The sequence below is a fragment of the Pseudomonas sp. NFACC14 genome (assembly GCF_900106885.1).
In the GTDB taxonomy this organism is placed as follows: domain Bacteria; phylum Pseudomonadota; class Gammaproteobacteria; order Pseudomonadales; family Pseudomonadaceae; genus Aquipseudomonas; species Aquipseudomonas fluorescens_AA.
Map to the genome: position 1 here is coordinate 97,233 of NZ_FNOA01000008.1, position 26,323 is coordinate 123,555.

Here is a 26,323-nt window from a genome sequence, read left to right on the forward strand (position 1 = left end):
CACCATTCAGAGAACTACAACTTATTTTTCTAACAGGCCCCTCACATGAAACGACAACCATTGCTGGCCCTGGGCCTGACGCTGCTGGCCGCCTCTTCGCAAGCGTTTGCCGGTGCCACACTGGATCGCATCGAACAGAAAAAAGAACTGGTCGGCGTGTTGATGGAAAGCTATCCGCCCTTCTCGTTCCTCAACGATCAGAACCAGCTCGACGGGTTCGACGTCGACGTGGCCAAGGCCGTGGCGCAGAAACTGGGGGTGAAGCTGCGCCTGGAGACGCCGTCCTGGGACGTGATCGCTGCCGGTCACTGGAGCGGGCGCTATGACATCTGCATTTGCTCCATGACACCGAGCAAGGCCCGCGCCGAAGTGTTCGACTTCCCGGTGCAGTACTATGCTTCGCCCGCGGTGATCGTGGTCAACGCCAAGGACGACCGTATCCACGGTGCCAAAGACTTGAGCGGCAAGAAAGTCGGCCTGACCAGCGCCTCCAGCTACGAAAGCTACCTGAACAAGAACCTGGTGATCGAAGGCGCCGAAGATACCCAACTGAGCTATCCGTTCGAGGACGTGCAGGTCGCCCCGTACGACACCGACAACGTGGCGTTCCAGGACCTGGGCCTGGGCGCCGGGGTGCGCCTGGACGCGGTGCTGACCAACCTGGTGACGGCCCAGCCGCGCCTGACCGAAGACAAGCGCTTCAAGCTGGCCGGCCAGCCGCTCTATTCCGAACCGAACTCGGTGGCCATCGAAAAAGACGACACCCAGTGGGACAGCAAGGTGCGTGAAGTCTTCGCCCAGTTGAAACAGGACGGCACCTTGAGCAAACTCTCGCAAAAATGGATCGGCGCCGACATCACCCAATGACTTCTTTTCCACCCCCTCAGCCACCGCCATCGGTGGCTGAGTCACGCCTGCAGAAAATCTTCGGTTTCCGCACCCGGCTGTATCTGACCTGGGCGGCCATGCTGGTGCTGTTCGCGAGCTTTTTCCTGAGCTTCGACCTGAAGTTCTCCATCATCCTCGACAAACTGCCGAACCTGCTGGGTGTGCACCTAGCACCCAATGGCTTTTTGCAGGGTGCGGTGCTGACGTTGTTCCTGTGCCTGTGCTCGATCGTCGCCTCGTCATTACTGGGCTTCATCACCGCCCTGGCGCGGCTGTCCAGCAGCGCGGTGGCGTTCGGCATCGCCAGTTTCTACGCGTCGTTCTTTCGCGGCACGCCCCTGCTGATCCAGATCCTGCTGATTTACCTGGGCCTGCCACAACTGGGCGTGGTCCCGGGCGCCATCGCCGCCGGGATCATCGCCCTGTCGCTGAACTACGGCGCCTACCTGAGCGAAATCTTCCGCGCCGGCATCCTCGGCGTTCCCAACGGCCAACGCGAAGCCTCCCTCGCCCTGGGCCTGAGCGAAACCGTGATCTTCTGGCGCGTCACCCTGCCCCAGGCCATGCGCACCATCATCCCGCCGACCACCAACCAATTCATCTCGATGCTCAAGGACTCTTCCCTGATCTCGGTGATGGGGGTCTGGGAGGTGATGTTCCTGGCGCAGTCCTATGGTCGTTCCAGCTATCGCTACATTGAGATGCTCACCACCGCGGCGATCATTTACTGGTTGATGTCCATTGCGCTGGAGCTGATCCAGGCGCGGATGGAGCGGCACTATGGGAAAGCGTATCTGAATAACCGCTGAGCTGTTGCCAGCGTTGCCGGTATGACTCACTCACATGGGTTACAAATCAGTTCAAGCACATAGGTAACAGTTTTTACTGCAAGCCGGGAGCTCACAACATTTGCACACGACACAAAAACTGTGGGAGCGAGCTTGCTCGCGATGACGCCGACACAGCCAACATCATCGCAAACTGCCTCACCGCCATCGCGAGCAAGCTCGCTCCCACAGGAGGAACGCGTTCACTCTAAGCCAGGCCGGCTATAAGGCCGCCTCGCTTTGGCTTTTGATCTCAGGCGCCCCGTTAACCACGCTGGCCGAACGCAGGTATTGCGCAGTGGGCACCTCGGCATGGATGCCGAGTGGTGGGGCAAGAGCGTTTTGGTTACTTTTGCGCTTTTCAAAAGTGACCCGCTGTAAGAGCGGAACCATAAGTGGCCGTTACCAAAGAAACGGATATACACATCATCCCTAAAATCCCACCCGGCTCAACGGTTAAACGGAAATATCCGCCCGACGTGTAGCCGAATCGCTAGCAGATGAAGTTTGACGATCACATCCACCGATGCTCCACCCCAACACTTCCAGCGCATCGCAACCATCCTGCAACAACAAATGCGCGGCGTTGGCGAAGTGCTCCAAGTCATAACCCTCGGCGTTTTTCAGGCATAGGCAGGAAACGCTATTGAGTAAGTCTCGAGCGGCTTTGATGCGATGTGCAGCCGTTTCCAAAAGATCGGAAGCACCAGCTTCTGTGTCGATAAACAGTGTGGCGCCGACGCTGGTATTTGCTTGAAGGGGGTGGAACTTGATCATCGGGTTGCTCTCTTGAGTTAGGAGCTACCACCGTTCGCGGCTAAACGAATGTAGGTGGCAGCTGTACGCGGGTTAGCCGACCGGACAAGAGAATCCGGCACACCCGAAGATGTCCCCCGCACAGCCGCCATAAATGTAAAAACACAGGCAGCAAAAAGCGCCGCCATTGGGGGCGCTCGTGCACTCTTGTTCGACCGGCTAAGATCGATCACCGATTGGTCGGTGACGAGAGAACTATAGGCGAGGCCCTGACGATACAACGCTGAGTTTCTGTATCTCGGAACCATCCTACGCGAAACACAGAATAGGTTTACAGAGCTCAATTTTGATCGGCCGGAAGCCTACCATCGCGAGCCCAATCTGTATCGAGCAGTTGATACCCGACAAAATTGAAAGGTCCGTGCGGGCTGTAAGGCAAAGCTTCGAACCATGAAAGCCAACGAACCGCCACGCTGATCACAGCATGAGCAGCCTACAGATTTCATCCGCCGAATCTTGCCCGCGGTGAGAAAACGGCTGGCATCGCCGCCCAGGTGAAATTTTTAAAGTGCGACCTCTTCCATCAGAGGTCCCATTCGATGCCTACCCAACACCTGTTTCTGCCCCAGCGTCTCGCGCTGGCAATTGCCTTGGCACTTGGTTGTGTCGAGGTTTCGATGGCGCAGTCCGTTGACGGGCCACCTCGTCCATTCGAAACAACCGCCGAAATGCAGGCTCGCCTCAAGGCGTTCGCAGCTACGCCGGGCATCCATATCAAGCGGGTCACCAACGCCCAGGAAATGCCGCTGTCGCAGGACGACGGCGACGATCTGGTGATTGTCAGCAGGCAGGGCGAACTCGTCGGGCTCACCGACGGTGGCGGCGGTGCCAATGTCTTGCAATTGGAGATCGCCAAGGGAGGCGAACTGGGTGAAATGGACCATTTCCAGGATCTGTATTTGAAGCGAGGCGAATGGTCGAACAGCAAGGCTTTCGACAGCCAAACCTTGATCGATTCGGGTGCCGAACTGATTAACATCGGCCGTATAGGTGGGGCGGTACACGTTCTTGGTGAGTTCGCCAACCAGGGCACAGTGACCGGGCCTGTCTTCGTGGGGAAAAAGGCCAAGTTCAGCGGCAACGGGACGGTCAACGCATTGGATGTGGCGGGGACGATGGAAGTCGGCCCTGTAATCGGCGCCCCTTCAATTGCCAACGACCTTAAATTTTCCAAGAACGCGACGATGGTCTACGGCATCGGCACAGAGAAAGGCAGCGCCACGATCAAGGTCGGTGGTACCGCGACACTGGGCGATGCGACCCTGAAAGTTGTCGCCGTGCCAGGCGAATATGTCGGCAGCAGCAACCACATCGTGCTCGAAGCGAAGGAGGTCGTGGGTAAGTTTGGAAAGATCGACAGTGACCCGGCTTTTTTGGAAGTGAAACCGGACTACACAGAAACCCAAGTCAGCCTGACCTATGCCCGCAACAGGGTGCCGATAACGCAGGCAGCGAATACCGATAACGCGCAATCATTTGTGAAGGCGATTGAAGACGTGCAACAGGTCAAACCGAACGCACCTGAGCTTATCGAAGCGCCCACCGTTGCCGAGGCAGTTGGTGGCCAGCCGGATGTAGAGGCCCTCGCAAATCCACTCGTCGAATCACCCAAGCTCATCAGCACTATCCATTCCCCCACCGTCCAGGCTCAAACCATCGAGCCCCAACCAGAACCCAACAACGCCATCAACGCCCTGCTCGGAACCAACTTGGTGACCGCCGCCGACGCCATCGACCAGCTCACTGGCTACGATGTGACCGACCTGGGCAATGCCACTTTGAGCAGCATCATCCCCATCAGCAGCGGGGTGCTCGCGGCCATTGGCCAGAACACTTCGCAGGGCCCCCATGGCAATGGGCAGGTCTGGGTCCAGGCCATCGGCAACAGTGGCCGCATCGGTAAGCATCTGGACGACTACGCGCTAAAGCATTCGACAACAGGTTTGCTGCTGGGAACCGACTGGGCGATCAACCCGACTTGGCGCCTGGGGGTCATCGGCGCCAAGAGCGAGACGCGGCTGGACGGTCATCGATTCGAGGGTCGACTCGACAGTTGGCATGTCGGTGCCTATGCCTTGCGCCAGGATGGGCCGCTGGCGCTACGCCTGGGCGCGGTGTATGGCGATCACGACGGCAGCACCAAGCGCCACGTGGCTTTCAACGGTTTCAGCGATCGGCTCAAAGGTCGTTACGACGCCAACACACAGCAGGTCTTCGGGCAAGTCGGCTACAACCTGGACGTCGGGCATTTCGATATCGAGCCCTATGCCCAACTGGGCTACCAGCACTACCAACGCGACCGCTTCACGGAGAAAGGTGGCGACGCGGCGCTGCGGTTCGAGAGCCAGACCCAAGACCACTCCACCAGCGAACTGGGCCTGCACCTCGCCCGCCCCTTCGTTCTTGACCAGAGAGCGCGGTTGACGCCGCGCCTGAATGTCGGCTGGAAACACCTCTATGGCGACGTCCGAGGCAGTTCTCGGCAACGTCTGGTCGGCGGCGGCAAGGCCTATACCGTCGAGGGCATCGAGCTGGACCGCGACAGTTTGCTCCTGGAAGCCGGCCTGGACCTGGCCGTTTCGCCACGACACACCTTAGGGGTGAGCTACCAGGGTGAAACCGGCCAGGACAATCGCAACGGCACGCTGATGGGGCAGTGGCGGATGATGTTCTGACTCATTTTCGGCAGACACCACCATCCCCTGTGGGAGCAAAGCTTGCTCGCGATGCAAGCGACTCGGATCCAGCTTGGTACCGAGGCGCTACTATCGCGGGCAAGCCTTGCTCCCACAGGCTCGCTCCTACAAGGACTGCGGAAAATTGGGCAAAAAAAAGGGGAGCACATGCCCCCCCGAGGTTAAAACGTTGTATCGAGGCTATTCAGTCAGCCTTCGATCTCGATCAGGATCTCGCCCGGGTTGACCCGGTCGCCCTTGGCCACGTGAATGGCGGTGACCTTGCCGGCGATGGCCGCCTGCACTTCGGTTTCCATCTTCATGGCTTCGGTGATCAGCACCGCTTGGCCGGCCTTCACCACGTCGCCTTCCTTGACCAGGACATCGACGATGTTGCCCGGCATGGTGGTGCTGACATGGCCCGGCGCGGTGGCTTGCTTGCGCTTGCTGCTGCCGCCGCTGACAAACTCGTTGAGCGGTTCGAACACGACCTCTTCCGGCATGCCATCGATGGACAGGTAGAAATGACGCTTGCCTTCGGCCTTGACGCCCACACCGGTGATGTCGACGCGGTAGGTTTCCCCGTGAACGTCGATGACGAACTCAGTCGGCACGCCTTCGCCGCCCGCGGAGCTGACGCTGCCCGCCTCGGGGATTGGCAGCAGCACTTCCGGGGTCAGGGTGCCGGCGTCGCGCTCTTCGAGGAACTTGCGACCGATGTCCGGGAACATGGCATAGGTCAGCACGTCCTCTTCGGACTTGGCCAGCGCACCGATTTCGCCACGCAGCTTGGTCATTTCCGGCTTGAGCAAATCGGCCGGACGCACGTCGATCACCTCTTCGCTGCCGATGGCCTGGCGACGCAGCTTTTCACTCACCGAACCCGGCGCCTTGCCGTAGCCGCCCTGCAGATAGAGCTTCACTTCGTTGGTGATGGTCTTGTAGCGCTCACCGGCCAACACGTTGAAGAACGCCTGGGTGCCGACGATCTGCGAGGTCGGGGTCACCAGCGGCGGGAAGCCGAGGTCTTCGCGCACCCGCGGGATCTCCGCCAGCACTTCGTTCATCCGGTTCAGTGCGCCCTGCTCTTTCAACTGGTTGGCGAGATTGGAGATCATCCCGCCCGGTACCTGGTTGACCTGGACGCGGGTGTCCACTGCGGTGAACTCGCTTTCGAACTGGTGGTACTTCTTGCGCACGGCGTAGAAGTACAGGCCGATTTCCTGCAACAGCTCCAGGTCCAGCCCCGTGTCGAATTCACTGCCTTTAAGGGCCGCGACCATGGATTCGGTGCCCGGATGGCTGGTGCCCCAGGCGAAGCTGGAGATCGCGGTGTCAATATGATCGGCGCCGTTTTCGATGGCCTTGAGCTGGCACATCGCGGCCAGGCCGGCGGTGTCGTGGGAGTGGATGAACACCGGCAACGATTGCTCGGCCTTCAGCGCCTTCACCAGTTCGCCGGTGGCATACGGGGTCAGCAGGCCGGCCATGTCCTTGATCGCCACCGAGTCGCAACCCATGGACTCCATCTGCTTGGCCTGGGCCACGAACGCCTCGATGGTGTGCACCGGGCTGGTGGTGTAGGCGATGGTGCCCTGGGCATGCTTGCCGGCGGCCTTCACCGCTTCGATGGCGACCCGCAGGTTACGCACGTCGTTCATCGCATCGAAAATCCGGAACACGTCGATGCCGTTGACGGCGGCCTTGGCCACGAACGCCTTGACCACATCATCGCTGTAATGGCGGTAGCCCAGCAGGTTCTGGCCTCGCAGGAGCATCTGCAAGCGAGTGTTGGGCAGCGCCGCGCGCAGTTGGCGCAGGCGCTCCCATGGGTCTTCCTTGAGGAAGCGCACGCAGGCGTCGAATGTCGCGCCGCCCCAGACTTCCAGCGACCAATAGCCGACTTTGTCGAGCTTGTCGCAGATCGGCAGCATGTCTTCGGTGCGCATGCGAGTGGCGAGCAGCGATTGGTGGGCGTCGCGCAGGATTGTGTCGGTAACAAAGATCTTCTTGGACATGGTCATACTTTCCTTACAGGCCTGCGTGGGCGGCAATGGCGGCGGCGATGGCCAGGGCCAGCTCTTCGGGTTTGCGCTTGATCGAGTAGTTGGTCAGTTCAGGGTGGCTTTCAACGAAGCTGGTATTGAACTGGCCGCTGCGGAATTCCGGATTTCGCAGGATCTCCTGGTAATACGCGGCGGTGGTCTTGACCCCCTGCAGGCGCATGTCATCCAGGGCTCGCAGGCCACGGTCCATCGCTTCTTCCCAGGTCAACGCCCAGACCACCAGTTTCAGGCACATCGAATCGTAGAACGGCGGAATGGTGTAGCCGGTGTAGATCGCCGTATCGGTGCGCACACCCGGGCCGCCAGGGGCGTAGTAGCGGGTAATCTTGCCGAAGCTGGGCAGGAAGTTGTTTTTCGGATCCTCGGCGTTGATACGGAACTGCAACGCGAAACCCCGGTGCAGGATGTCCTCCTGCTTGACCGACAGTGGCAGCCCGGAAGCGATGCGGATCTGTTCGCGAACGATGTCGATACCGGTGATTTCTTCGGTGATGGTGTGTTCCACCTGCACCCGGGTGTTCATTTCCATGAAGTACACCTCGCCTTCGGCGAGCAGGAACTCCACGGTGCCGGCATTCTCGTAGCCCACGGCCTTGGCCGCGCGCACCGACAGGTCGCCGATGTAGGCGCGCTGCTCGGGCGTCAACTGGGGGCTCGGGGCGATTTCGATCAGCTTCTGGTTACGGCGCTGGATCGAGCAGTCACGCTCGAAAAGGTGCACCACATTGCCGAAACTATCCCCCAGGATCTGCGCTTCGATGTGCTTGGGGTTGACGATGCATTTTTCCAGGAACACTTCCGCCGAACCGAATGCCTTGGTGGCTTCGGAGATGACCCGGGGGAAGGCCTGTTCGAGTTCTTCACGGCTGTTGCAGCGACGGATACCGCGACCGCCGCCGCCAGACGTGGCCTTGAGCATCACCGGGTAACCGATCCGATCACCTTCGGTCAGCGCTTCTTCAATGCCCGATACGTTGCCTTCGGTGCCTGGCGTGACCGGCACACCGGCCTTGATCATGCTGCGGCGCGCTTCGGTCTTGTCGCCCATGCGGCGAATGACTTCTGCCGACGGGCCAATGAATTTGATGCCGCGTTCAGCGCAGATGTCCGCCAGTTCGGCGTTTTCCGAAAGGAAACCGTAACCGGGGTGCAAGGCATCGCAGCCGGTTTCCACTGCCAGGTTCACCAGTTTGCGCGGGTTGAGATAGCCGGCCAGCGGATCGGCGCCGATGCTGTGGGCCTCGTCCGCGCGCTTGACATGCAACGCATGACGGTCCGCGTCGGAGTAGACCGCGACCGAGCGAATGCCCATCTCGGCGCAAGCGCGCACGATGCGGACGGCAATCTCACCGCGGTTGGCGATCAGGATCTTTGTTATCAATTGGAGGTTCCCTTGAGCCGGTGATACCACGGCCTGAGGTCCAGGCCGACGCGTGACCAGATGTAACAATTGGTCGCAGCTCCACACTAGTCCTGGCTGTGGATTAACAAAAATGAATAATTATTGGGTCATGCATAAGCAAAGACTTATAGTTGCGTTACCCGCCCCACCCCAGAGTACCTAGAAAATGCGTAAGTCGTTGATGCGTATGACATTGCGTCAATTGCAGATTTTCAACGAGGTGTGCGACCTGAGGTCATACAGCCGTGCAGCCGACGAAATGTCTCTCACACAACCGGCCGTTAGCCTACAGATTCGATCCCTGGAGGAGCTGATTGGTCAGCCGCTGTTCGAGTATGTCGGCAAGAAACTCTACATGACCGAAGCCGCAGAAGCCCTGCAACGTGCCAGCCGAGACATCTTCGGGCGCCTGGAAAACCTCGATATGCAGCTCTCGGACATGCAGGGGTCGCTGCAAGGCCAATTGAAGCTGGCGGTGGAATCCAGCGCCAAGTACTTCGTCCCGCACCTGTTCGCCGCGTTCAAGCGCCAGCATCCGGAGGTCAATCTGAACCTCACGGTGGTCAATCGCGGCCAGGTCATCCGACGCCTCTCGGACAACCGTGACGACCTGGTGATCATGTCCATGGTGCCCCAGGACATGGGCCTGGAGTTCCTGCCCTTTCTCAACAATCCGATCGTCGCCGTGGCACCGCCCGATCATCCGCTGAGCCACCTGGGTCCGCTGCGCTTGCAGGACCTGGAGCCCTACACGCTGCTGTTGCGCGAACCGGGGTCCGGCACACGACTGGCCTGCGAGGAGTACTTCAAGGAGAAACGGGTGCATTTCACCCAGACGCTGGAAGTGGCGTCGGCGGAAGCCCAGCGCGAATGCGTGGTGGCCGGGCTGGGCGTGGCGCTGTTGACGCGCCACGCCGTGAGCCGGGAGTTGTCGTCCGGCGCACTCATCGAGTTGCCGGTGGAGGAATTGCCGCTGTACCGCAGTTGGTGCCTGGTGCAGGCCAGGGCCAAGCGCCTGTCACCGGTGGCCCACGCCTTCCTGGCGTTCGTGCGCGGCGAGCGCGCTCAGATCATTGGCCTGGTTGAGCGTTTCGACGGGAAGCCGCCGACGATGCCTGCCAATAGTTGAATTCTGCCACGTCAGGAAATTCGCTGATCTCGGCCAGGAGCTGGCGCTGCTCATAGCGGTCTTCGATGGCACGACGGAACGCCATGCGGCGCTGATCTTCCTGCTGACGACGGGTTTTGACGGCGCTGCGTTCTTCGTAGGACTGGGTCATGTCGAGACTCCCAAGACGTATACGGGAGTTTCACGATGAAGGCGCGCGATGACCGTTTGGCGGCGCGGGGGTTACAGAACGATGAATTCGGGCGATTGGATCTTTTGGAGGGTAAGCCTGTGGCGAGGGGATTTATCCCCGTTGGGCTGCGAAGCAGTCCTCCCAAGAAGCCCCCACTTCAAATAGATACCCCTGAGGACAGCTTGGGACTGCTGCGCAGTCCAACGGGGATAAATCCCCTCGCCACAAGAGCGCTTGCCCTACTGACTTGGGACTTAGTCGTCCAGCGCCTTCACCGACTTGGGCGATAGCCGCAGGCTGCGAAGGCTGCGCTTCACGCTCTTGAGGTGGTTGACCAGACTCGGGCCACGGGCCATGGCGACGCCCATTGCCAAGACGTCGATCACCACCAGGTGGGCGATGCGCGAGGTCAGCGGCGTGTAGATCTCGGTGTCTTCATGCACGTCGATGGCCAGGTTCACCGTGGAAAGCTCCGCCAGCGGCGTCTGGCTCGGGCACAAGGTGATGAGCGAGGCACCGCTTTCACGCACCAGGTTCGCGGTGATCAGCAGATCCTTGGAACGCCCCGACTGGGAAATGCAGATCGCCACATCGGTGGGTTTCAACGTCACCGCCGACATGGCCTGCATATGCGGGTCGGAATAGGCTGCCGCCGTCAGCAGCAACCGGAAGAACTTGTGCTGGGCATCGGCCGCCACCGCGCCCGAAGCGCCGAAGCCATAGAACTCGACACGCTGGGCCTGGGACATGGCCGTGACGGCTTTCTGCAACGCCACCGGGTCAAGCTTCTCGCGAACCTCCATCAGCGTATGCAGGGTGGTGTCGAAGATTTTCAGGCTGTAGTCCGCCACCGAGTCATCTTCATGGATCGCAAACTGACCGAAGCTCGCCCCGGCGGCCAGGCTTTGCGCCAGCTTGAGTTTCAGGTCCTGGAAACCCGAGCAACCGATGGCCCGGCAGAAGCGCACGATGGTCGGTTCGCTGATGCCGACGCTGTGGGCAAGATCGGCCATGGAGCTATGCATCACGGCCGCGGGATCGAGCAGTACGTGATCGGCGACTTTCAGCTCCGACTTGCGCAGCAAGTGGCGTGACTGGGCGATGTGTTGCAACAGGTTCAAGGGGCTGGACTCTTGTTATGGGCAAATGCCGGGATGTAGCAAGCTTGTAGTTATACTACAAGAATTGGCGCTTTGCCCGTCCAAAACGTAACTGGATTGCCGCGCCGCCCCTTTGTTTTGGCCGAGGATCGCCAGATGTAGCAGCCTGCGCCTTGCGCAAACCCTCTGCGTCGCCGCTCCACGGGTCCCCAGACGTGACCTGAGCCCTGGCTGGGGAAAACCGTCTATTCAATCGCCGACTATTTGCTACTTCCCCAACAACATACTCCGGCGGTCATCGATAACATGACCAACGAAGCACCTGACAACTCACTCGGCAACTAACGTCTTCTTACAATACCCATCTCAATTTTCCAGACACTATCAAGTCAAAGTCGATATATTGGCTCCCGCAGGACGCAATCAACTTAACTACAGGAGTTACTCACATGAACATCACAACCAAAGATTGGACCGCACAAATCGATCGCATGCCAGGTGCCGCGTCGTTCCGTACCTTCGGCACTGTAACCGTACCCCACACCGGCATTACGCCAACGCTGGTACGGAGCCCGATGCAGGACAAGTCCTTTGATCTTCGACTGGAGTTGAAACTTGAATCCTCCAATGAAGTTTCACTGCCGGTCATCACCGACAAAGTCGTCGAATACAAAGTACCCGGCGAGTCTCATGTCAGCGGCGTGAGCATTTTTTTCGAAGGGCAGTTGCTGCATCACATTGATGAAGTACTCGTGACCAACTAAGCGCATGTTAACAACTTCCCGCCAGACACTAAAAACGTCTGGCGGGAAGTTCCAAATCGAGGATCGGGTTCATTCCGCCAAGTACTGCATCCGCAACAACCCGGCCAACCCGTCAGCTTCCACTGGCCGACTAATCAGATACCCCTGCACCTCATCGCAACGCTCGTTCCTGAGGAAATCGAGCTGCTCCTGCCGTTCGACGCCTTCGGCCACTACCTTGAGCGACAGCCCATGGGCCATTGCAATGATTGCCCGGGTAATGGCGGTATCCACGCTGCCCTCGCCCAGCCCGCGAATGAATGCCTGATCAATCTTCACGTAGTCCACCGGGATACGCTTGAGGTAGCTCAGGGAAGAGTAGCCGGTGCCAAAATCGTCGATCGCCAGCTTGACCCCGAGGTCACGCAATTGCTGGAACGTGGCGATGATGTGTTCAACGCTGTCGAGCAACTGGCTCTCGGTCAACTCCAGCTCCAGGTACTGGGGCGCCAGACCGGTTTCTTCCAGCACTTGTCGCACCAGGCTGACCAGCTTGCCCTGGCGCAATTGATGCACCGACAGATTGACCGACACCCTGATCGGCTCGAGCCCCTGGCGCTGCCACTCGCACGCCTGCCAACAGGCCTGGCGCAACACGAATTCGCCAATCGGCCCGATCAACCCGGTCTCTTCGGCCAGGCCGATGAAATCCCCCGGCGGAACCCGCCCCATGGCCGGATGATCCCAGCGCACCAGCGCCTCGGCGGCGTTGAGGCGACCGGTGGCCAGACACAGTTTCGGCTGGTAAAAGACCTTCAGTTGTTGCTCTTCCAAGGCCTTGCGCAGCTGGTTTTCCAGTTGCAGGCGCTCCAGCGTGCTGGCCTGGAGGCTCTCGGTGTAGAACTGGAAGTTGTTGCCCCCCAAATGCTTGGCGTGCTGCATGGCCATGTTCGCCTGGCTGACCAGCGTGGCAATTTCCCGCGTGTTGTCAGGTAACAGGCTGATGCCGATGGAAGCACTGAGCACCAGTTCATGGCCTTCGATGGTCAACGGCACCCGCAGTTTGGCGGCCAATCGGGTCGCCACCCGCGCCAGGCTTGAAAGGTTGCCGTAGGCATCGAACAACACCGCAAACTCATCGCCGGACAACCGGGCGATGGTATCCGCCTCGGGCAGCGCGTTGATCAGGCGCCGCGCCATTCTCTGCAACAGCTGGTCGGCGATGTCATGGCCGAGGCTGTCGTTGAGCAGTTTGAAACGGTCCAGGTTGATATGCAGCAACGCCAGGCTGCGCCGTCCACCCTGGCGCACCCGCTGATGCGCTTCGTTCAGGCGTTCGCGAAACAGCGAACGATTCGCCAACCCGGTCAATTCGTCGTAATGGGTCAGGTAGCGCATCCGCTCTTCGGATTCGCGCCGTGCCGAAAGATCGGCGAAGAAGCCCACGATGTGGCTGACGTTCCCCCGAGCATCACGCACGACGTTCAGTTGCAGCCACTGCGGATACAGCTCGCCGTTGGCCCGCGCCTCCACCAACTCCCCTTGCCAGGTGCCGTGCTGCTTGAGCGATTGGCGAATGACGGAGTAGTGCCGGCGCGCATCGCGGCTGCACGGCAGGTCGACCACGTTGCGCCCGAGCATGTCCTGGATATTGAAACCGGTGACCCGCGTGAACGCCTGATTGGCGGCGAGCAACAGGTAGCTGGGGTCGAAAATCACAATACCTTCGCTGGCGGCCTCGAACACCGTGGCTGCCAGCTGGCGTTGCTGCTCGAGTTCCTTGCTGACGCTGATGTCGCGCCGGGTGCCGACCATGCGCAGCACCCGTCCACTCGTGCTGCGCTCCACGGCCCGGCCACGGTCTTCGATCCAGACCCAGTGACCATCGCCGTGACGCACACGGTATTCGATCTGGTAATCCTCGCTACGCCCCTTGAGGTGTTCGACCAGGGCCCGCTTGAGCGCTGGCACGTCCTGGGGGTGCAGGCGCGGGGTGAGGTGGCTGAGCATCGCCGTGACATATTCGGGCTCCAGGCCGAACAGCTCCTTGAGTTGGGTGTGATGGACTTCGTCAGTCTGCAGGTTCCAGTCCCACAACCCCAGCTCACTGGCCTTGAGGGCCAGGGCCAGGCGCGCCTCGCTCTTGCTCAGGGCCTGGCTGGCAACCTCCAGTTCAAGGCTGCGTTGCGCGACCCGCGCCTCCAGGCCAACCTGGGCCGCCCGCAGCTTCTCCTCGGCCGAACGACGTTGCTCGACCTCCCGGGCCAGCGCCTCGTTGAGTGACGCACTGCGGGTTTGGGTTTGCTGCAGGTGCTCGATCAGGGCCTGGTTCTGGAAGCGTCGCAGCATGCCACTCTGGATCAAGCGATTGACTTGCCAGGCCACCACGATCAGGGAAACCAGCACAATCAGCCCCAGCCAGCCCCAGCCACGTTGCTGCTCGTCGCCGCCCCAGAAGAGATAACCGATGGCCGGTAACAGGCAGGGCAAGGTGAAGGACAGGAACGCTGGAAGGCTCACGGCATAGGCCACACTGGCCGACAGCGCCGCCGCGCCGATCAGGCCGAACACCCAGGCCTGCTGCTGGAAGCTGTCGGCCGGGACCAACGCGATGCCGGCCCCGGCCAGCGTCAGGCCGGTCATCGCCGAGCCCAGCAAAAACATGCGCAGCCAGATCGGGTGCGCCTGGCGGCTTGGCATCGCCGAATCGAAAGCCGCCACTTGGATCACCCGCAGCGCCACCAGCGACAACAACCAGACGAGCCAGACGCTCACCAGGAAATAGCGCCGCGGCTCCCATAACAGCGCGGCGCAGACCAGACCATTGAGCAGCATGAACAGCGTGGGCAGCAGTGAGCCTTGATACAACAGACGTGTGCGCTCGACCGCCATCTCCGTGGCGTACTGCTTGCAGATGACCCGCGGTTCCACACAGGGGCCCGCCGGATCGGAATTGAGGGTCATTGGCACTGTTCTTGTTCTTATTCAGTCAAGCATGGAGAACCCGAAACGAGCACCGAGCATACACAAGCCATGGGCCATCCCACACTGCCCCAGCTCATAAAAACAGGGAAAAAAGTCGCTATTTCATTGGGTGGCGCCGCTCCCGAGCGAGTCCCGCCAACGCCTGTAGCCTGTGACCCGCCGGTCATCACCCAGTGGTCTTTTATCGGCTGATGCAAAGCTCGGTTTGCCCGGGGTGGCGCCGCACCCTAGAATGCCCCGATGCGCGATGATCTCTCCCTTCTGCTGAACTCCCTCAACGATGCCCAACGTCAGGCCGTAGCTGCCTCCGTGGGTCGTCAGTTGGTCCTGGCCGGTGCCGGCTCCGGTAAAACCCGAGTGCTGGTGCACCGTATCGCCTGGTTGATCCAGGTCGAGAACGCCTCGCCCCATTCGATCCTGTCGGTGACGTTCACCAACAAGGCCGCGGCCGAGATGCGCCATCGCATCGAACAACTGATGGGCATCAACCCCGCCGGTATGTGGGTCGGCACCTTCCACGGCCTGGCGCACCGCTTGTTGCGGGCGCACTGGCAGGAAGCCGGGCTGAGCCAGACCTTCCAGATCCTGGACAGCGACGACCAGCAGCGCCTGGTCAAGCGCGTGATCCGCGAGCTGGGCCTGGACGAACAGCGCTGGCCGGCTCGCCAGGCCCAATGGTTCATCAACGGTCAGAAAGACGAAGGCCTGCGCCCGCAGCACATCCAGGCCAGCGGCGACTTGTTCCTGGCGACCATGCGCAGTATCTATGAAGCCTACGAGGCGGCGTGCCAGCGTGCCGGGGTGATCGATTTTTCCGAGCTGCTGCTACGGGCCCTCGACCTGTGGCGCGACCATCCAGGCCTGCTGGCCCACTACCAGAAGCGCTTCCGGCATGTACTGGTGGACGAATTCCAGGACACCAACGCCGTGCAATACGCCTGGTTGCGCTTGCTCGCCAAGGGCGGCGACAGCCTGATGGTGGTGGGTGACGACGATCAGTCGATCTACGGCTGGCGCGGCGCCAAGATCGAGAACATTCACCAGTACTCGGCGGACTTTCCTGACGCCGAAGTCATCCGCCTGGAACAGAACTACCGCTCGACCGCCGGCATCCTCAAGGCCGCCAATGCCCTGATCGCCAACAATACAGGGCGCCTGGGCAAGGAACTGTGGACCGACGGCGGCGAAGGCGAGGCGATCAACCTCTACGCCGCCTTCAACGAACACGATGAAGCCCGCTACGTGGTGGAAACCATCGAGAGCGCGCTGAAAACCGGCCTGGCCCGCAGCGACATCGCCATCCTGTACCGTTCCAACGCCCAATCGCGGGTGCTGGAAGAAGCGTTGCTGCGCGAACGGATCCCGTACCGCATCTATGGCGGCCAGCGCTTCTTCGAGCGCGCCGAAATCAAGAACGCCATGGCCTACCTGCGCCTGCTCGAAGGTCGCGGCAACGACGCGGCCTTGGAGCGGGTGATCAACGTACCGACGCGAGGCATCGGCGAAAAAACCGTCGAAGCGATTCGCGATCACGCGCGACACAGCCATGTGTCCATGTGGGAAGCCATGCGCCAGTTGGTGGCCAACAAAGGTGTGACCGGTCGCGCCGCCGGCGCCCTGAAGGCCTTCATGGACCTGATCGAAGACCTGGCCGCCAAGTGCGGGGAGATGCCGCTGCACTTGATGACCCAGACCGTCATCGAGCAGTCCGGCCTGATCGCCTACCACGAAGCGGAAAAAGGCGAGAAAGGCCAGGCCCGGGTGGAAAACCTCGAGGAGCTGGTCAGCGCCGCGCGCAACTTCGAGAACACCGAAGAAGACGAAGACCTGTCGCCACTGTCGGCTTTCCTGGGGCACGCCTCCCTGGAGGCCGGCGACACCCAGGCCGACGAACATGAAGACAGCATCCAGCTGATGACCCTGCACAGTGCCAAGGGCCTGGAATTCCCCTACGTGTTCCTCGTGGGCATGGAAGAAGGCCTGTTCCCTCACAAGATGAGCCTGGAAGAACCGGGACGCCTGGAGGAAGAACGGCGCCTGGCCTACGTTGGTATCACCCGGGCCATGCAGAATCTGGTGCTGACCTACGCCGAAACCCGACGCTTGTATGGCAGCGAGACCTACAACAAGGTGTCGCGCTTCGTACGTGAAGTGCCGAAGGGCCTGATCCAGGAAGTGCGGCTATCCAACAGTGTCAGTCGACCATTCGGTGGCGGCCAGCAACAAAGCACCAGCAGCCTGTTCGGCGGCAGCGACATCCCGGAAACCGGCTTCAGCCTCGGCCAGACCGTGCGGCACTCGGTGTTCGGCGATGGCGTGATCCTCAATTTCGAAGGCGCCGGCGCCCAGGCCCGGGTGCAGGTGAACTTCAGCGAAGGCAGCAAGTGGCTGATGCTGGGGTATGCCAAGCTGGAAGCGATCTGAAGATTTATGTAGGCCCCTGTGGGAGCGAGCTTGCTCGCGATAGCGGTCGATCAGTCATTATTGATGCTGACTGACACACCGTTATCGCGAGCAAGCTCGCTCCCACAGTTGTTCTGGGAAACATTTCCGATAGAACTTGTTCCTCTTTCCTACAGCCCAAAGCGAACAGGCCCTCTTGCACAGCTGAAGCTGAACCTCACCTGTCACGCAAAAGCCCGAAACACTCTGCCGCTAGCCAGCAACAGTTCAGCTGTGCAACATGGCGCGCGTGCTATCCACAAATGGGAATGCCTTTATATGAAACGTTTTCTTAGCATCGCCATGGCGTTGTGCATCGGCCTGACGATGGCCATCGACGCCAATGCCGCCAAGCGCTTTGGCGGTGGTAAAAGCTCGGGGGCAGCCCCGACTCACCAGACCAGCCAGATGGCGCCGTCTTCTGCCGCCGGCTCCACCGCTGCCACCGCAGGTGCGGCCGGTGCAGCTGGTGCCGCCACCAAGGCCAGCGGCGCTTCGCGCTGGCTCGGCCCCCTGGCCGGCATCGCCGCCGGTGGCCTGCTCGCCTCCATGTTCATGGGCGACGGCTTCCAGGGCATGCAGATCTTCGACATCCTGATCATGGCGGTCATCGCCTTCCTGGTCTTCCGCTTCATTGCCGCCCGTCGTCGCAAGCAACAGGAGCAACTCGCTCCAGCCGGCCATGCTCCGATGCCGATGCAGCGTGAAGTGTTCAACCAGCAGCCCGCCAGTGGTTCGATCTTCGGTGGTTCGGCAGCGCCTGCGGCCGCTCGTCCGGTGATCAATGCGCCGGCCTGGTTCAACGAGCAGCGCTTCATCGAAGCCGCCCGCAACCACTTCATGGCCCTGCAGCAGCATTGGGACGCGAACGAAATGGACAAGATCGCCGAGTTCGTGACCCCGCAACTGCTGGAGTTCCTCAAGCGCGAGCGAGCCGAGCTGGGCGATGGCTTCCAGTCCACCTACATCGATAACCTGCAGGTGCAACTGGATGGTGTCGACGATCGCGCCGACAAGACCATCGCCACCCTGACCTTCATCGGTGTGTCGAAGGATTCCCGCTTCGACAAGGGCGAAGCGTTCAGCGAAAGCTGGAACATGGAACGCGCCCAGGGCGATGACCAGCCTTGGCTGGTGGCAGGTATCCGCCAGAACGGTTGAACCTTTGCCCGTTTTGCATGTTGAAATAAAAGAACCCCGGCCCAGGCCGGGGTTTTCTATTTCGCGGTTGCATCTATAGCGAGCTACTGTATAAACCGCTTCATATGAAACCGCGCCATCGAGAAAGAGGATCCCCGGACGTGGAAGAAATCATCGAACAATTGCGTGAAGCCAACGAGCCCGTACCGGTCCCGCTGGAATTGCCCGACGAAGACTTGCTGGTAGAGATCGAAGAGCAGCTGTTCATCGATATCCCATTCGTCTTCAGGGAGTTTTTGCTGACCGTCAGCGATGTCGTCTACGGCAGCCTGGAGCCGGTGACCGTCACCGATCCACAATCCCACACCTATCTGCCGGACGTGGCCGCCAACGCCTGGGATGCCGGTGTCGACCGCAGCCTGATCCCGATCTGCCAGGACGGCGACGATTATTACTGCGTCGAAGAGGACGGCACGGTGGTGCTGTGGCAGGCCGAAGAAGAACTGATCGCCGAAGAAACCTGGGAATCGGTCTGGCATTGGGCCCGGGACGTCTGGCTGGAAAGCTGAGCCCCGCCGCCGGTCAATGCCCGGACGACTCCTTGTGGTTGTCCAGGGTTTCAAGCAGGGCCACCTGCATCCGCGTATGCAGGCGGATGAACCAGCGCCAAAGCAGTGCCGCCACGGCAGTCGCCACCACGGCGATCAGTACGAGCAACTTGTTGGTCGGCAGGATGCTGGCCGACAAGGCCGCCAATAGCAGGAAAATCACCAGCAGCGAGAGAATCGGGATCACTTCGGCGATCACCCGACGCACACGCTGGGTGTGGCGGCCAGCCATCTCCGGCTTCACGCCCATTTCCGCCAGCAGCATCGACAGCGCCTTGAGCTTGCGGTACGCGGCGATCAGGAACGGTAGCGACAGCAGCAACGCCCCGCCCCAGATCAATGCTTTCTGCCAGCTCGGGTCGCTGATCCATGCTTGCAGGTAAGCCGACATCCGCTCGGCGAAAAAACCACCCGAAACAAAAATCGCAATCACCAGCGCCAGATTGACGCCGACCTGCAGCAAAATCCGCCGGATCATCGACGCCACCATCGCCCCTTCTCCGTGGGGTTGGATGCTACGCAGCCATTCGCCATACATCCCCAGCACTCGCGTCAGCCGTTTCGGCATGACCGTCGCCAACTTGACGGACAGCGGGTCGGCAGCCCGGATCAAGTACGGTGTCAGCAGCGTGGTCAACACCGAGACGGCGACCGCGACCGGATAGAGGAAATCGCTGGTAACCTGCAGGGTCATCCCCAGCGACGCGATGATGAAGGAAAACTCGCCGATCTGCGAAAGACCCATCCCTACGCGCAGCGAGGTGCGTCCATCGTTGCCGGCAATAAAGGCACCGAGGCCGCAGGACAACATCTTGCCGAGCACCACTGCGCCCGTGATCACGGCAATCGGCCAGGCGTACTGCAGCAGTATCGCCGGATCGAGCATCAACCCGATGGCGACGAAGAAGATCGCGCTGAACAGATCACGCACCGGCTCCACCAGGCGCTCGATCTTCAGCAGTTGCCGGGACTCGGCCATGATCGCACCGATCAGGAACGCCCCGAGCACCATGCTGTATTCCAGTTTCACCACCAGCAGGCAGAAGCCGAAACACAAGCCCAGTACGGTAATCAGCAGCATTTCGTTGCTGTCGAACTTCGCCACGTAGGCCAGCACCCTCGGCACCAGCAGAATACCGATGACCAACGCGACGATCATGAACAGCGACAACTTGCCGACGGTGGAAAACACCTCGCCGGAGCTCACGGTGCCGCTGACGGCAATGCTCGACAGCAAGGCGATAATGCCAATGCCCAGGATGTCCTCGACGATCAACACCCCGAAAATCAACTGGGCGAAGCGCTCGTTTTTCATCTTCAGGTCGTTGAGCGCCTTGACGATGATCGTGGTGGAGGAAATGGCCAGGATGGCACCGAGGAACAGCGAGTCCATGGTGCTCCAGTCGAACCAGCGGCCGATTTCGTAGCCGATCCAGATCATCAGCACAATTTCGAGGAACGCCGCGATGAAGGCCGTGGCGCCGACCTTGAACAGTTTGCGCAGGCTGAATTCCAGGCCGAGGCAAAACATCAGGAAGATCACCCCGAGCTCGGCCAGGGTCTTGATCGTGTCTTCGTCATGGATAAAACCGAACGGTGGCGTATGCGGGCCAATGATGAAGCCGGCCACGATGTAGCCCAAGACCACCGGTTGTTTGAAACGATGAAAGAGTACGGTCACCAACCCCGCCGCCATCATGATGATCGCCAAATCCTGGATGAAACTGATGGCATGCATGTCGGGGCTCCCTGTTCAAAATGACTCACTGCAGAGCTGGAGAAATCCGTTTCCTCTGTAGGAATTGCCCTCGCAACGGGCTTTTGAAGGGTAACACCGCGACTTCCGACAAAAAGACGGTGCAATATATGGAAACAGATCCATCGGCGCGTGACGGCAACCACAGGCGCAGCGTCCCGATATCGGTGGTTTTTAAAACCTGGTGACCTGTTCGCAGGCCACTCCCCAGCGCCCGCAGAGGTGCACTCCCGAATGACTGCCTTGAACCGTGAGTACGTTATGGAACCTGGAAACGCCCAGCTGTCGATGACGGTGTTGATGACCCCCGATATGGCCAACTTCTCTGGCAATGTCCATGGCGGCACCTTGCTCAAATACCTCGACGAAGTCGCCTATGCCTGCGCCAGCCGCTACGCCGGACGCTACGTGGTGACCCTGTCGGTCGACCAGGTCATCTTTCGTGAGCCGATTCATGTCGGCGAACTGGTGACCTTCCTGGCCTCGGTGAACTACACCGGCAACACGTCGATGGAAGTGGGCATCAAAGTCGTGACCGAAAATATTCGCGAACGCTCGGTGCGCCACACCAACAGTTGCTTCTTCACCATGGTTGCGGTGGATGACCAACGCAAACCCGCGACCGTGCCGCCCTTGCAGCCGCAAAACAGCGAAGAAAAACGCCGCTACGAACAAGCCCAGCAACGCCGACAGATCCGCCAGGAACTGGAGAGGCGCTACCAGGAGATCAAGGCGGACGGGCCTTAGGCGGGCGCCGAAAAGCAACGGTGGGAGCGCTTGCTCGCGATGGCGGTGTCACAGCCAGCATCGATGTTGAATGTGATGGCCTCATCGCGAGCAAGCTCGCTCACACAGGGATTTGCAGCATTTTTCACGGAGGCGATCAGAGGCTGATTGGCACAGCCTCGAACCGCACCCGTGGATGGGCGATCCGGTCCTGGGCGCGGACCAGTTCCAGCTCATAGCTGGTGCAGGCCTGGGTCTCCAGCAGCACTTCGTGCACCGCCGCGGCGGTGAATTCGAATGCCGCGACCAAACTGTCCCCCAGCAGAATCCTCGCCAGGAACAAGCCCGACGTCAGGTCGCCCACGCCCACCGGCTGGCGCGGGAAAGCCAACAGGGGACGACGCAGGTGCCAGCTATCATTGGCGGTCACCAGCAGCATTTCGAAACTGTCATCGGGTTTGCCGGGGTAGGCCAGATGTTTGACCAGCACCGCCTTCGGGCCACGGGCCAGCAACGCGCGGGCCATGGCCAGGCAGTCCAGCAACGACTGCGCCTTGCGCCCCGAAAAACTGTCCAGCTCCAGTTGGTTCGGGCACATGAGGTCCGCCACGGCAGCGGCTTCTTCCAGGAGAAATTCGCTCACCTCGGGCGCCACGATGCAGCCCTTCTCAGGGTGCCCCATGACCGGGTCGCACAGGTACAGCGCCTTGGGATTGGCAGCCTTGATCCGCGCCACGCCCGTCAGGATCGCTCGCCCCTGAGCCGCGCTGCCCAAGTAACCGGACAACACCGCATCGCAATGCCCCAGCTCACCGATAGCGGCAATGCCTTCTACCAATGCCGGTATCTGCTCTGGCGCCAGCACCTCACCGGTCCATTGGCCGTACTGGGTGTGATTGGAAAACTGCACGGTATTGAGCGGCCAGACGTTCACGCCGACCCGCTGCATCGGAAACACTGCGGCGCTATTGCCAGCGTGACCGAACACCACGTGGGACTGAATGGCAAGCAGATGAGGCGTACGTTTCATGCGGGAAGTTTCCGTAAAACGATTGAAATTCAAGCCGCGCAGTATGCGACTAAACGCAGCCTGTACGACAGACCGGCGAGACAGTTAAGCTGACAGCAACTTGTTGGAGCACTTCGTTCATGCTGACCCTTGGAAACATCTTCGTGCTGATGCTGCTGGCTACCGGCGGCGCCTGGCTGTGGCACAACCATGGCTTGCGCGAACGGGCGTTGGCGAGGGTCATGCAGCATTGCGCCAACCTCAAGATCGAGCTGCTGGACGGCAACGTGGCGCTGAAAAAAATCGGCTTCGTGAGGGACGCCAATGGTCGACGACGCCTGGCTCGCGTCTACAATTTCGAGTTCACCGTCACCGGCGAAAGCCGCCATTCGGGCACCATCACCCAATTTGGTGCCCACAGCGCGCACATCGAGCTGGCGCCCTACCCGATGCCCTTCGAAGAAACACCGCCAGCGCCCATCGAACCGGTCCAGAGCAGGCCCAGGGCTGAAGTCATCGAATTGAGCCAGTGGCGCCAGGAACATAACAAGTGGAAGCCTTGAGACAAGGCTGATTCAGGAACATCGACAACTCTCCAGACCGGTCTTCAGGCGATCGACGTCTTGCGGTTGATCGAAAATCAGCTCGACCCGAGAATCCTGGCGCCACTCGCTGGCTTGCCAGCCCAGCGGCGCCCCCTCCAACGCATTGGCTGAAACCCACCCGTCGCGGCTGTGGATAACCATCTTCGCCCGTTTCCAGCCCTGGTCTTGTAGCCATCGCGTCAGCGCCGGCGCGTCGAATCGTTGGCTTGGGTGCCAGCGCCAGCCGATACTCCAGCCTCCGTCCTGCTGCTGATACAGGCAGATGGGTTGCGTCGGGTCGGTCCAGATCGCCGGGATCTGCCCCAGACTCTTGGGCAGGTTCACGTTATGCACGGCCCCGCTGCCCTGGGCCGCAAGGCCTGGTAATCGATCAATCGGTAATGCCGCGTGTTGCGTCCAGTACAACGCAGACCCTGGCAGTTGCGCCGTCAGCCGTTCGCGATCAGCTTGCGTGAGGCTCTCGGATTTGTTCAGCACCAGCAGTCCGGCTTCCGCCAGGGTTTGTCGCTGCGCTTCGGGCAAGGGTTTGCCGTCCGCCATCGCCCGGGCATCCAGCACCAGCACACAGGGTTGTACCGCGAGCACGCCGAGCCAGGGCGCTTCACTCAGTTGCCGCATCAACTGTGCCGGGTGCCCCAGGCCCGAGGGTTCGATGAACAGCCGATCCGGCCGGGCCTTGCGCAGCAAACGCCCAAGACCGATCTGAAACGGCGCGCCATTGACGCAGCACAAGCAGCCGCCGGCCACTTCGCCCAGTGCGATACCATCGCCAGCCTGGGTCAGCAGCGCGGCATCCAGGCCGATCTGGCCGAACTCGTTGATCAGCACCGCCCAGCGCTCATTGGCCGGGCGCTGGGCCAGCAGATGCCTGATCAGGCTGGTCTTGCCGGCACCCAAAGGGCCGGCGATGACATGGGTAGGAATGTGCTGCAACATAATCGACGGCTTTCGATGGAGGTGAACATGCGATTGATCGGCTGGTTGTTACTGGCATTGACGTCAGACCAGGCGCTGGCGCAGGCCTGCGTGGTCCACAGCCAGGCGGAGCGACTCGATGTGAAAGTCTGCCAACAGAACCGCAGCATTCCGCAGAAACTGTTTGCCGATGGCTTCTGCCAGCCAAACCTTGCCGGCCAGAAGGTCGAGGTGCAATACGTCGATCAATGCCCCGGCGGCGCGTTCGGCGTTTGCAGCAACGCCCAGGTCGCCAATATGCCTTACCGCCAGGATATTCACTATTACGGCGTGGCGACCGATGCCGCGTACCTGCAGCCATTTTGCGAAGGACAGAGCCAAGGCACTTGGCTCAAGCCTTAAGCCAGCCAATCCAGTGTGAGCATCAGGCGACGCTTTCCCGGCGCAGGCGCAGGCGAGCGATGGATCAGGCCGAACCCCTCATTACCGTGCCATTTCTCGCCTTTAAGCAAGCCGACATCACCGCAACCAAACTGCTGGATCACGCGCGGATCAACCGGCTCTGCCTCAGGCTGTGCCAGATGCCGGCGGTCCATGGCCTCTTCCTTGAGCCACTGGCTGCCGACGCCCGCATAGGTGGTCAGCAGCCGTACCGGTACGTGGTCAACGTGGAAGCGTGGGCACATGGCCTTGTCCAGCGTGCGCAGACGCAGACCGACACGTTGCGCGCCCAACAGGCAGGCAAACGCACAGACCAGCCAGGAAACATCGGCGATAAAGCCTTCATAGCCCTGCAGGTCGCTGAAACCCGCGGCCAGACCGTGCAGCGCTGGCTGGGTGTCTTCCTCTGGCAAGTCGAGCACCCGTGATTCAGCCAGGGGCTGATCCATCGCCAGCACCATAGCCGCAAAATCGCTGATGTGTGCGGGAAGCTGACGCTGCCAGACCGCCAGGTTGGTGCCGTCGTCCAGGATCTGCGTGAATACCCCTGGCGTATCACCCTGGACCTGTCGTATCTGCGTCGCTCGTTTCAGACTGGGCGCCAGCATCACGCTGCAACCTCTTCATGCCACGGTCCGAACGGATCCGGCAACCAGCGCCAATTTTCGACCCCGAGGGCCATTTCCGCATCGGTGAGCAGGCAGGCGTCCAGTTCAGCGGCGAGTTGGCCGAAATCAATGTCCTGACCAATGAAGACCAGCTCCTGACGGCAATCGCCTGTGGCAGCCAACCAGTTCTTCATGATCGCCGCGGTGCTTTCTTCATCCTGCGGCCATTGGTTTTTCGGCACGAACCGCCACCAGCGCCCGGCGAAACCATGTCGCATCAAGCCGCCAGCCTGAGACCAGCTACCCGCCTCCTCAGGCTTGCTGGCCAGCCAGAAGAACCCTTTGGAGCGCAGGAGTTTGCCATTGGGCCACGGCCGGTCGATGAAGTTGAAGAACCGCTGGGGATGAAACGGCCGGCGAGCCCGATAAGCGGTCGAGGCGATGCCATATTCCTCGGTTTCTGGCACATGCTCACCCCGCAGTTCCTGTAGCCAGCCAGGTGCCTGGGCGGCGCGTTCGAAGTCGAAAAGACCTGTGTCGAGGATTCTGCCCAGTGGCACCTGCCCCATGACCATAGGGATGATCTGCGCCTGGGCGTTGAGACGCCGCAGAATCGCGGTCAACTCTTCCCGCTCATGCTGGCTGATCAGGTCGATCTTGCTGATCAGAATCACGTCGGCAAACTCGACTTGTTCGACCAGCAGATCGGTGATCGAGCGCTCATCCTCCTCACCCAGGGTTTCGCCTCGTGACGCCAGGCTTTCGGCGGCCTGGTAATCCAGCAGGAAATTCACCCCATCGACCACCGTGACCAGGGTGTCGAGTCGCGCCACATCGGCCAGGCTTCGGCCCTCTTCATCACGAAATGTAAAGGTTTCCGCCACTGGCAGCGGTTCGGAGATACCGGTGGACTCGATGAGCAAGTAGTCGAAACGCCCTTCCCTGGCGAGTTGCCCGACTTCTTCGAGCAAGTCCTCACGCAACGTGCAGCAGATACATCCGTTGCTCATTTCCACCAGTTTCTCTTCGGAACGATTCAGGGTGACATCTCGCTGGACTTCGCTGCCATCGATGTTGATCTCGCTCATATCGTTGACGATCACAGCAACCCGCAGGTTGTCGCGATTACGCAGGACGTGATTGAGCAGCGTGCTTTTACCGGCACCGAGGAATCCGGAAAGTACGGTGACGGGAAGACGATTGGGCATCAGGTATATCCTCATCGGGCGGCCGCTTCGATGACGGCTCGTTTTCAGGGTTTGGTTGTTTT

The 26,323-nt window shown here is 60.5% G+C and carries 22 protein-coding genes; 11 read left to right on the forward strand and 11 right to left on the reverse strand.

The features are described 5' to 3' along the window. Window positions 1-45 precede the first annotated feature (45 nt). Window positions 46-867 carry an ABC transporter substrate-binding protein gene (locus BLU85_RS14325; protein WP_092200372.1) on the forward strand — a complete coding sequence of 274 codons (822 nt, stop codon included), beginning with the start codon at window positions 46-48 and terminating at the stop codon, window positions 865-867. After that, the gene (locus BLU85_RS14330) at window positions 864-1,697 is read left to right on the forward strand and encodes an amino acid ABC transporter permease (protein ID WP_060739974.1); all 834 of its coding nucleotides are present in this window, start codon (window positions 864-866) and stop codon (window positions 1,695-1,697) included. Before BLU85_RS14325 ends, BLU85_RS14330 begins: the two co-directional genes overlap by 4 nt. Before the next feature lie 474 nt (window positions 1,698-2,171). On the opposite strand, the gene BLU85_RS14335 is transcribed toward BLU85_RS14330, so the two are convergent. Beyond that, window positions 2,172-2,492 carry a hypothetical protein gene (locus BLU85_RS14335; RefSeq protein WP_092200367.1) on the reverse strand — a complete coding sequence of 107 codons (321 nt, stop codon included), beginning with the start codon at window positions 2,490-2,492 and terminating at the stop codon, window positions 2,172-2,174. A gap of 656 nt (window positions 2,493-3,148) precedes the next feature. Here BLU85_RS14335 and BLU85_RS14340 point away from each other — a divergent pair. Continuing rightward, a complete protein-coding gene (locus BLU85_RS14340) occupies window positions 3,149-5,206 on the forward strand; it encodes an autotransporter outer membrane beta-barrel domain-containing protein (RefSeq protein WP_256572853.1) in 2,058 nt (685 codons plus the stop codon). Window positions 5,207-5,415: 209 nt separating this feature from the next. Here the strand turns inward: BLU85_RS14340 and oadA are convergent, their stop codons facing one another. Together oadA and BLU85_RS14350 are read right to left on the reverse strand one after the other, a co-directional pair. Next, on the reverse strand, window positions 5,416-7,224 hold the full coding sequence (gene oadA / locus BLU85_RS14345) for a sodium-extruding oxaloacetate decarboxylase subunit alpha (protein WP_072407549.1): 1,809 nt from the start codon (window positions 7,222-7,224) through the stop codon (window positions 5,416-5,418). A gap of 13 nt (window positions 7,225-7,237) precedes the next feature. Continuing rightward, window positions 7,238-8,653: an acetyl-CoA carboxylase biotin carboxylase subunit gene (locus BLU85_RS14350; RefSeq protein ID WP_025216234.1), complete on the reverse strand. Its 1,416-nt coding sequence runs from the start codon at window positions 8,651-8,653 to the stop codon at window positions 7,238-7,240. A 187-nt stretch (window positions 8,654-8,840) separates the two neighbouring features. Between BLU85_RS14350 and BLU85_RS14355 the strand changes: the two genes are divergently transcribed. Further along, window positions 8,841-9,803 (forward strand): LysR family transcriptional regulator, encoded by a 963-nt coding sequence (locus BLU85_RS14355; RefSeq protein ID WP_092200361.1) that lies wholly within the window; start codon window positions 8,841-8,843, stop codon window positions 9,801-9,803. Here the strand turns inward: BLU85_RS14355 and BLU85_RS14360 are convergent. Both BLU85_RS14360 and hexR read right to left on the reverse strand, forming a co-directional pair. Then, window positions 9,745-9,954: a PA3496 family putative envelope integrity protein gene (locus tag BLU85_RS14360; protein ID WP_092200358.1), complete on the reverse strand. Its 210-nt coding sequence runs from the start codon at window positions 9,952-9,954 to the stop codon at window positions 9,745-9,747. The two genes, BLU85_RS14355 and BLU85_RS14360, sit on opposite strands and share 59 nt — an antisense overlap. 275 nt (window positions 9,955-10,229) lie before the next feature. Next, window positions 10,230-11,096, reverse strand: coding sequence for a transcriptional regulator HexR (hexR, locus tag BLU85_RS14365; protein WP_003187110.1), 867 nt, complete (start codon window positions 11,094-11,096; stop codon window positions 10,230-10,232). A gap of 428 nt (window positions 11,097-11,524) precedes the next feature. Between hexR and BLU85_RS14370 the strand changes: the two genes are divergently transcribed. Then, window positions 11,525-11,839, forward strand: coding sequence for a hypothetical protein (locus BLU85_RS14370; protein ID WP_092200355.1), 315 nt, complete (start codon window positions 11,525-11,527; stop codon window positions 11,837-11,839). 69 nt (window positions 11,840-11,908) lie between these two features. On the opposite strand, the gene BLU85_RS14375 is transcribed toward BLU85_RS14370, so the two are convergent. Continuing rightward, window positions 11,909-14,782, reverse strand: a complete 2,874-nt coding sequence (locus tag BLU85_RS14375; RefSeq protein WP_092200352.1) for a putative bifunctional diguanylate cyclase/phosphodiesterase — start codon at window positions 14,780-14,782, stop codon at window positions 11,909-11,911. Window positions 14,783-15,043: 261 nt separating this feature from the next. Here BLU85_RS14375 and uvrD point away from each other — a divergent pair, with 261 nt between their 5' ends. The 3 genes from uvrD to BLU85_RS14390 all read left to right on the forward strand — a co-directional run bounded on the left by uvrD (window position 15,044) and on the right by BLU85_RS14390 (window position 18,954). Then, window positions 15,044-17,227 carry a DNA helicase II gene (gene uvrD / locus BLU85_RS14380; protein ID WP_060739967.1) on the forward strand — a complete coding sequence of 728 codons (2,184 nt, stop codon included), beginning with the start codon at window positions 15,044-15,046 and terminating at the stop codon, window positions 17,225-17,227. A 297-nt stretch (window positions 17,228-17,524) separates the two neighbouring features. Further along, on the forward strand, window positions 17,525-18,406 hold the full coding sequence (locus BLU85_RS14385; protein WP_092200349.1) for a Tim44 domain-containing protein: 882 nt from the start codon (window positions 17,525-17,527) through the stop codon (window positions 18,404-18,406). Window positions 18,407-18,546: 140 nt separating this feature from the next. Then, window positions 18,547-18,954 (forward strand): SMI1/KNR4 family protein, encoded by a 408-nt coding sequence (locus BLU85_RS14390; protein WP_003187120.1) that lies wholly within the window; start codon window positions 18,547-18,549, stop codon window positions 18,952-18,954. A gap of 13 nt (window positions 18,955-18,967) precedes the next feature. On the opposite strand, the gene BLU85_RS14395 is transcribed toward BLU85_RS14390, so the two are convergent. Further along, window positions 18,968-20,731: a cation:proton antiporter gene (locus BLU85_RS14395; RefSeq protein WP_092200346.1), complete on the reverse strand. Its 1,764-nt coding sequence runs from the start codon at window positions 20,729-20,731 to the stop codon at window positions 18,968-18,970. A gap of 279 nt (window positions 20,732-21,010) precedes the next feature. Between BLU85_RS14395 and BLU85_RS14400 the strand changes: the two genes are divergently transcribed. After that, window positions 21,011-21,496 (forward strand): acyl-CoA thioesterase, encoded by a 486-nt coding sequence (locus BLU85_RS14400; protein ID WP_060739964.1) that lies wholly within the window; start codon window positions 21,011-21,013, stop codon window positions 21,494-21,496. Window positions 21,497-21,632: 136 nt separating this feature from the next. Here BLU85_RS14400 and pdxY read toward each other — a convergent pair whose 3' ends face one another. After that, window positions 21,633-22,505: a pyridoxal kinase PdxY gene (gene pdxY / locus BLU85_RS14405; protein ID WP_092200343.1), complete on the reverse strand. Its 873-nt coding sequence runs from the start codon at window positions 22,503-22,505 to the stop codon at window positions 21,633-21,635. Between the two features lie 119 nt (window positions 22,506-22,624). Between pdxY and BLU85_RS14410 the strand changes: the two genes are divergently transcribed. Then, the gene (locus BLU85_RS14410; RefSeq protein ID WP_092200340.1) at window positions 22,625-23,047 is read left to right on the forward strand and encodes a DUF3301 domain-containing protein; all 423 of its coding nucleotides are present in this window, start codon (window positions 22,625-22,627) and stop codon (window positions 23,045-23,047) included. A gap of 12 nt (window positions 23,048-23,059) precedes the next feature. Here BLU85_RS14410 and BLU85_RS14415 read toward each other — a convergent pair whose 3' ends face one another. Continuing rightward, a complete protein-coding gene (locus BLU85_RS14415; RefSeq protein WP_092200337.1) occupies window positions 23,060-24,025 on the reverse strand; it encodes a CobW family GTP-binding protein in 966 nt (321 codons plus the stop codon). A gap of 27 nt (window positions 24,026-24,052) precedes the next feature. Here BLU85_RS14415 and BLU85_RS14420 point away from each other — a divergent pair, with 27 nt between their 5' ends. Continuing rightward, the gene (locus BLU85_RS14420; protein WP_060739960.1) at window positions 24,053-24,406 is read left to right on the forward strand and encodes a hypothetical protein; all 354 of its coding nucleotides are present in this window, start codon (window positions 24,053-24,055) and stop codon (window positions 24,404-24,406) included. Here BLU85_RS14420 and BLU85_RS14425 read toward each other — a convergent pair. Together BLU85_RS14425 and zigA are read right to left on the reverse strand one after the other, a co-directional pair. Beyond that, window positions 24,403-25,053, reverse strand: a complete 651-nt coding sequence (locus tag BLU85_RS14425) for a DUF1826 domain-containing protein (RefSeq protein WP_092200334.1) — start codon at window positions 25,051-25,053, stop codon at window positions 24,403-24,405. The two genes, BLU85_RS14420 and BLU85_RS14425, sit on opposite strands and share 4 nt — an antisense overlap. Beyond that, window positions 25,053-26,261 carry a zinc metallochaperone GTPase ZigA gene (gene zigA, locus BLU85_RS14430; protein ID WP_092200331.1) on the reverse strand — a complete coding sequence of 403 codons (1,209 nt, stop codon included), beginning with the start codon at window positions 26,259-26,261 and terminating at the stop codon, window positions 25,053-25,055. The genes BLU85_RS14425 and zigA overlap by 1 nt, the downstream gene beginning before the upstream one ends. Window positions 26,262-26,323: the final 62 nt, after the last annotated feature.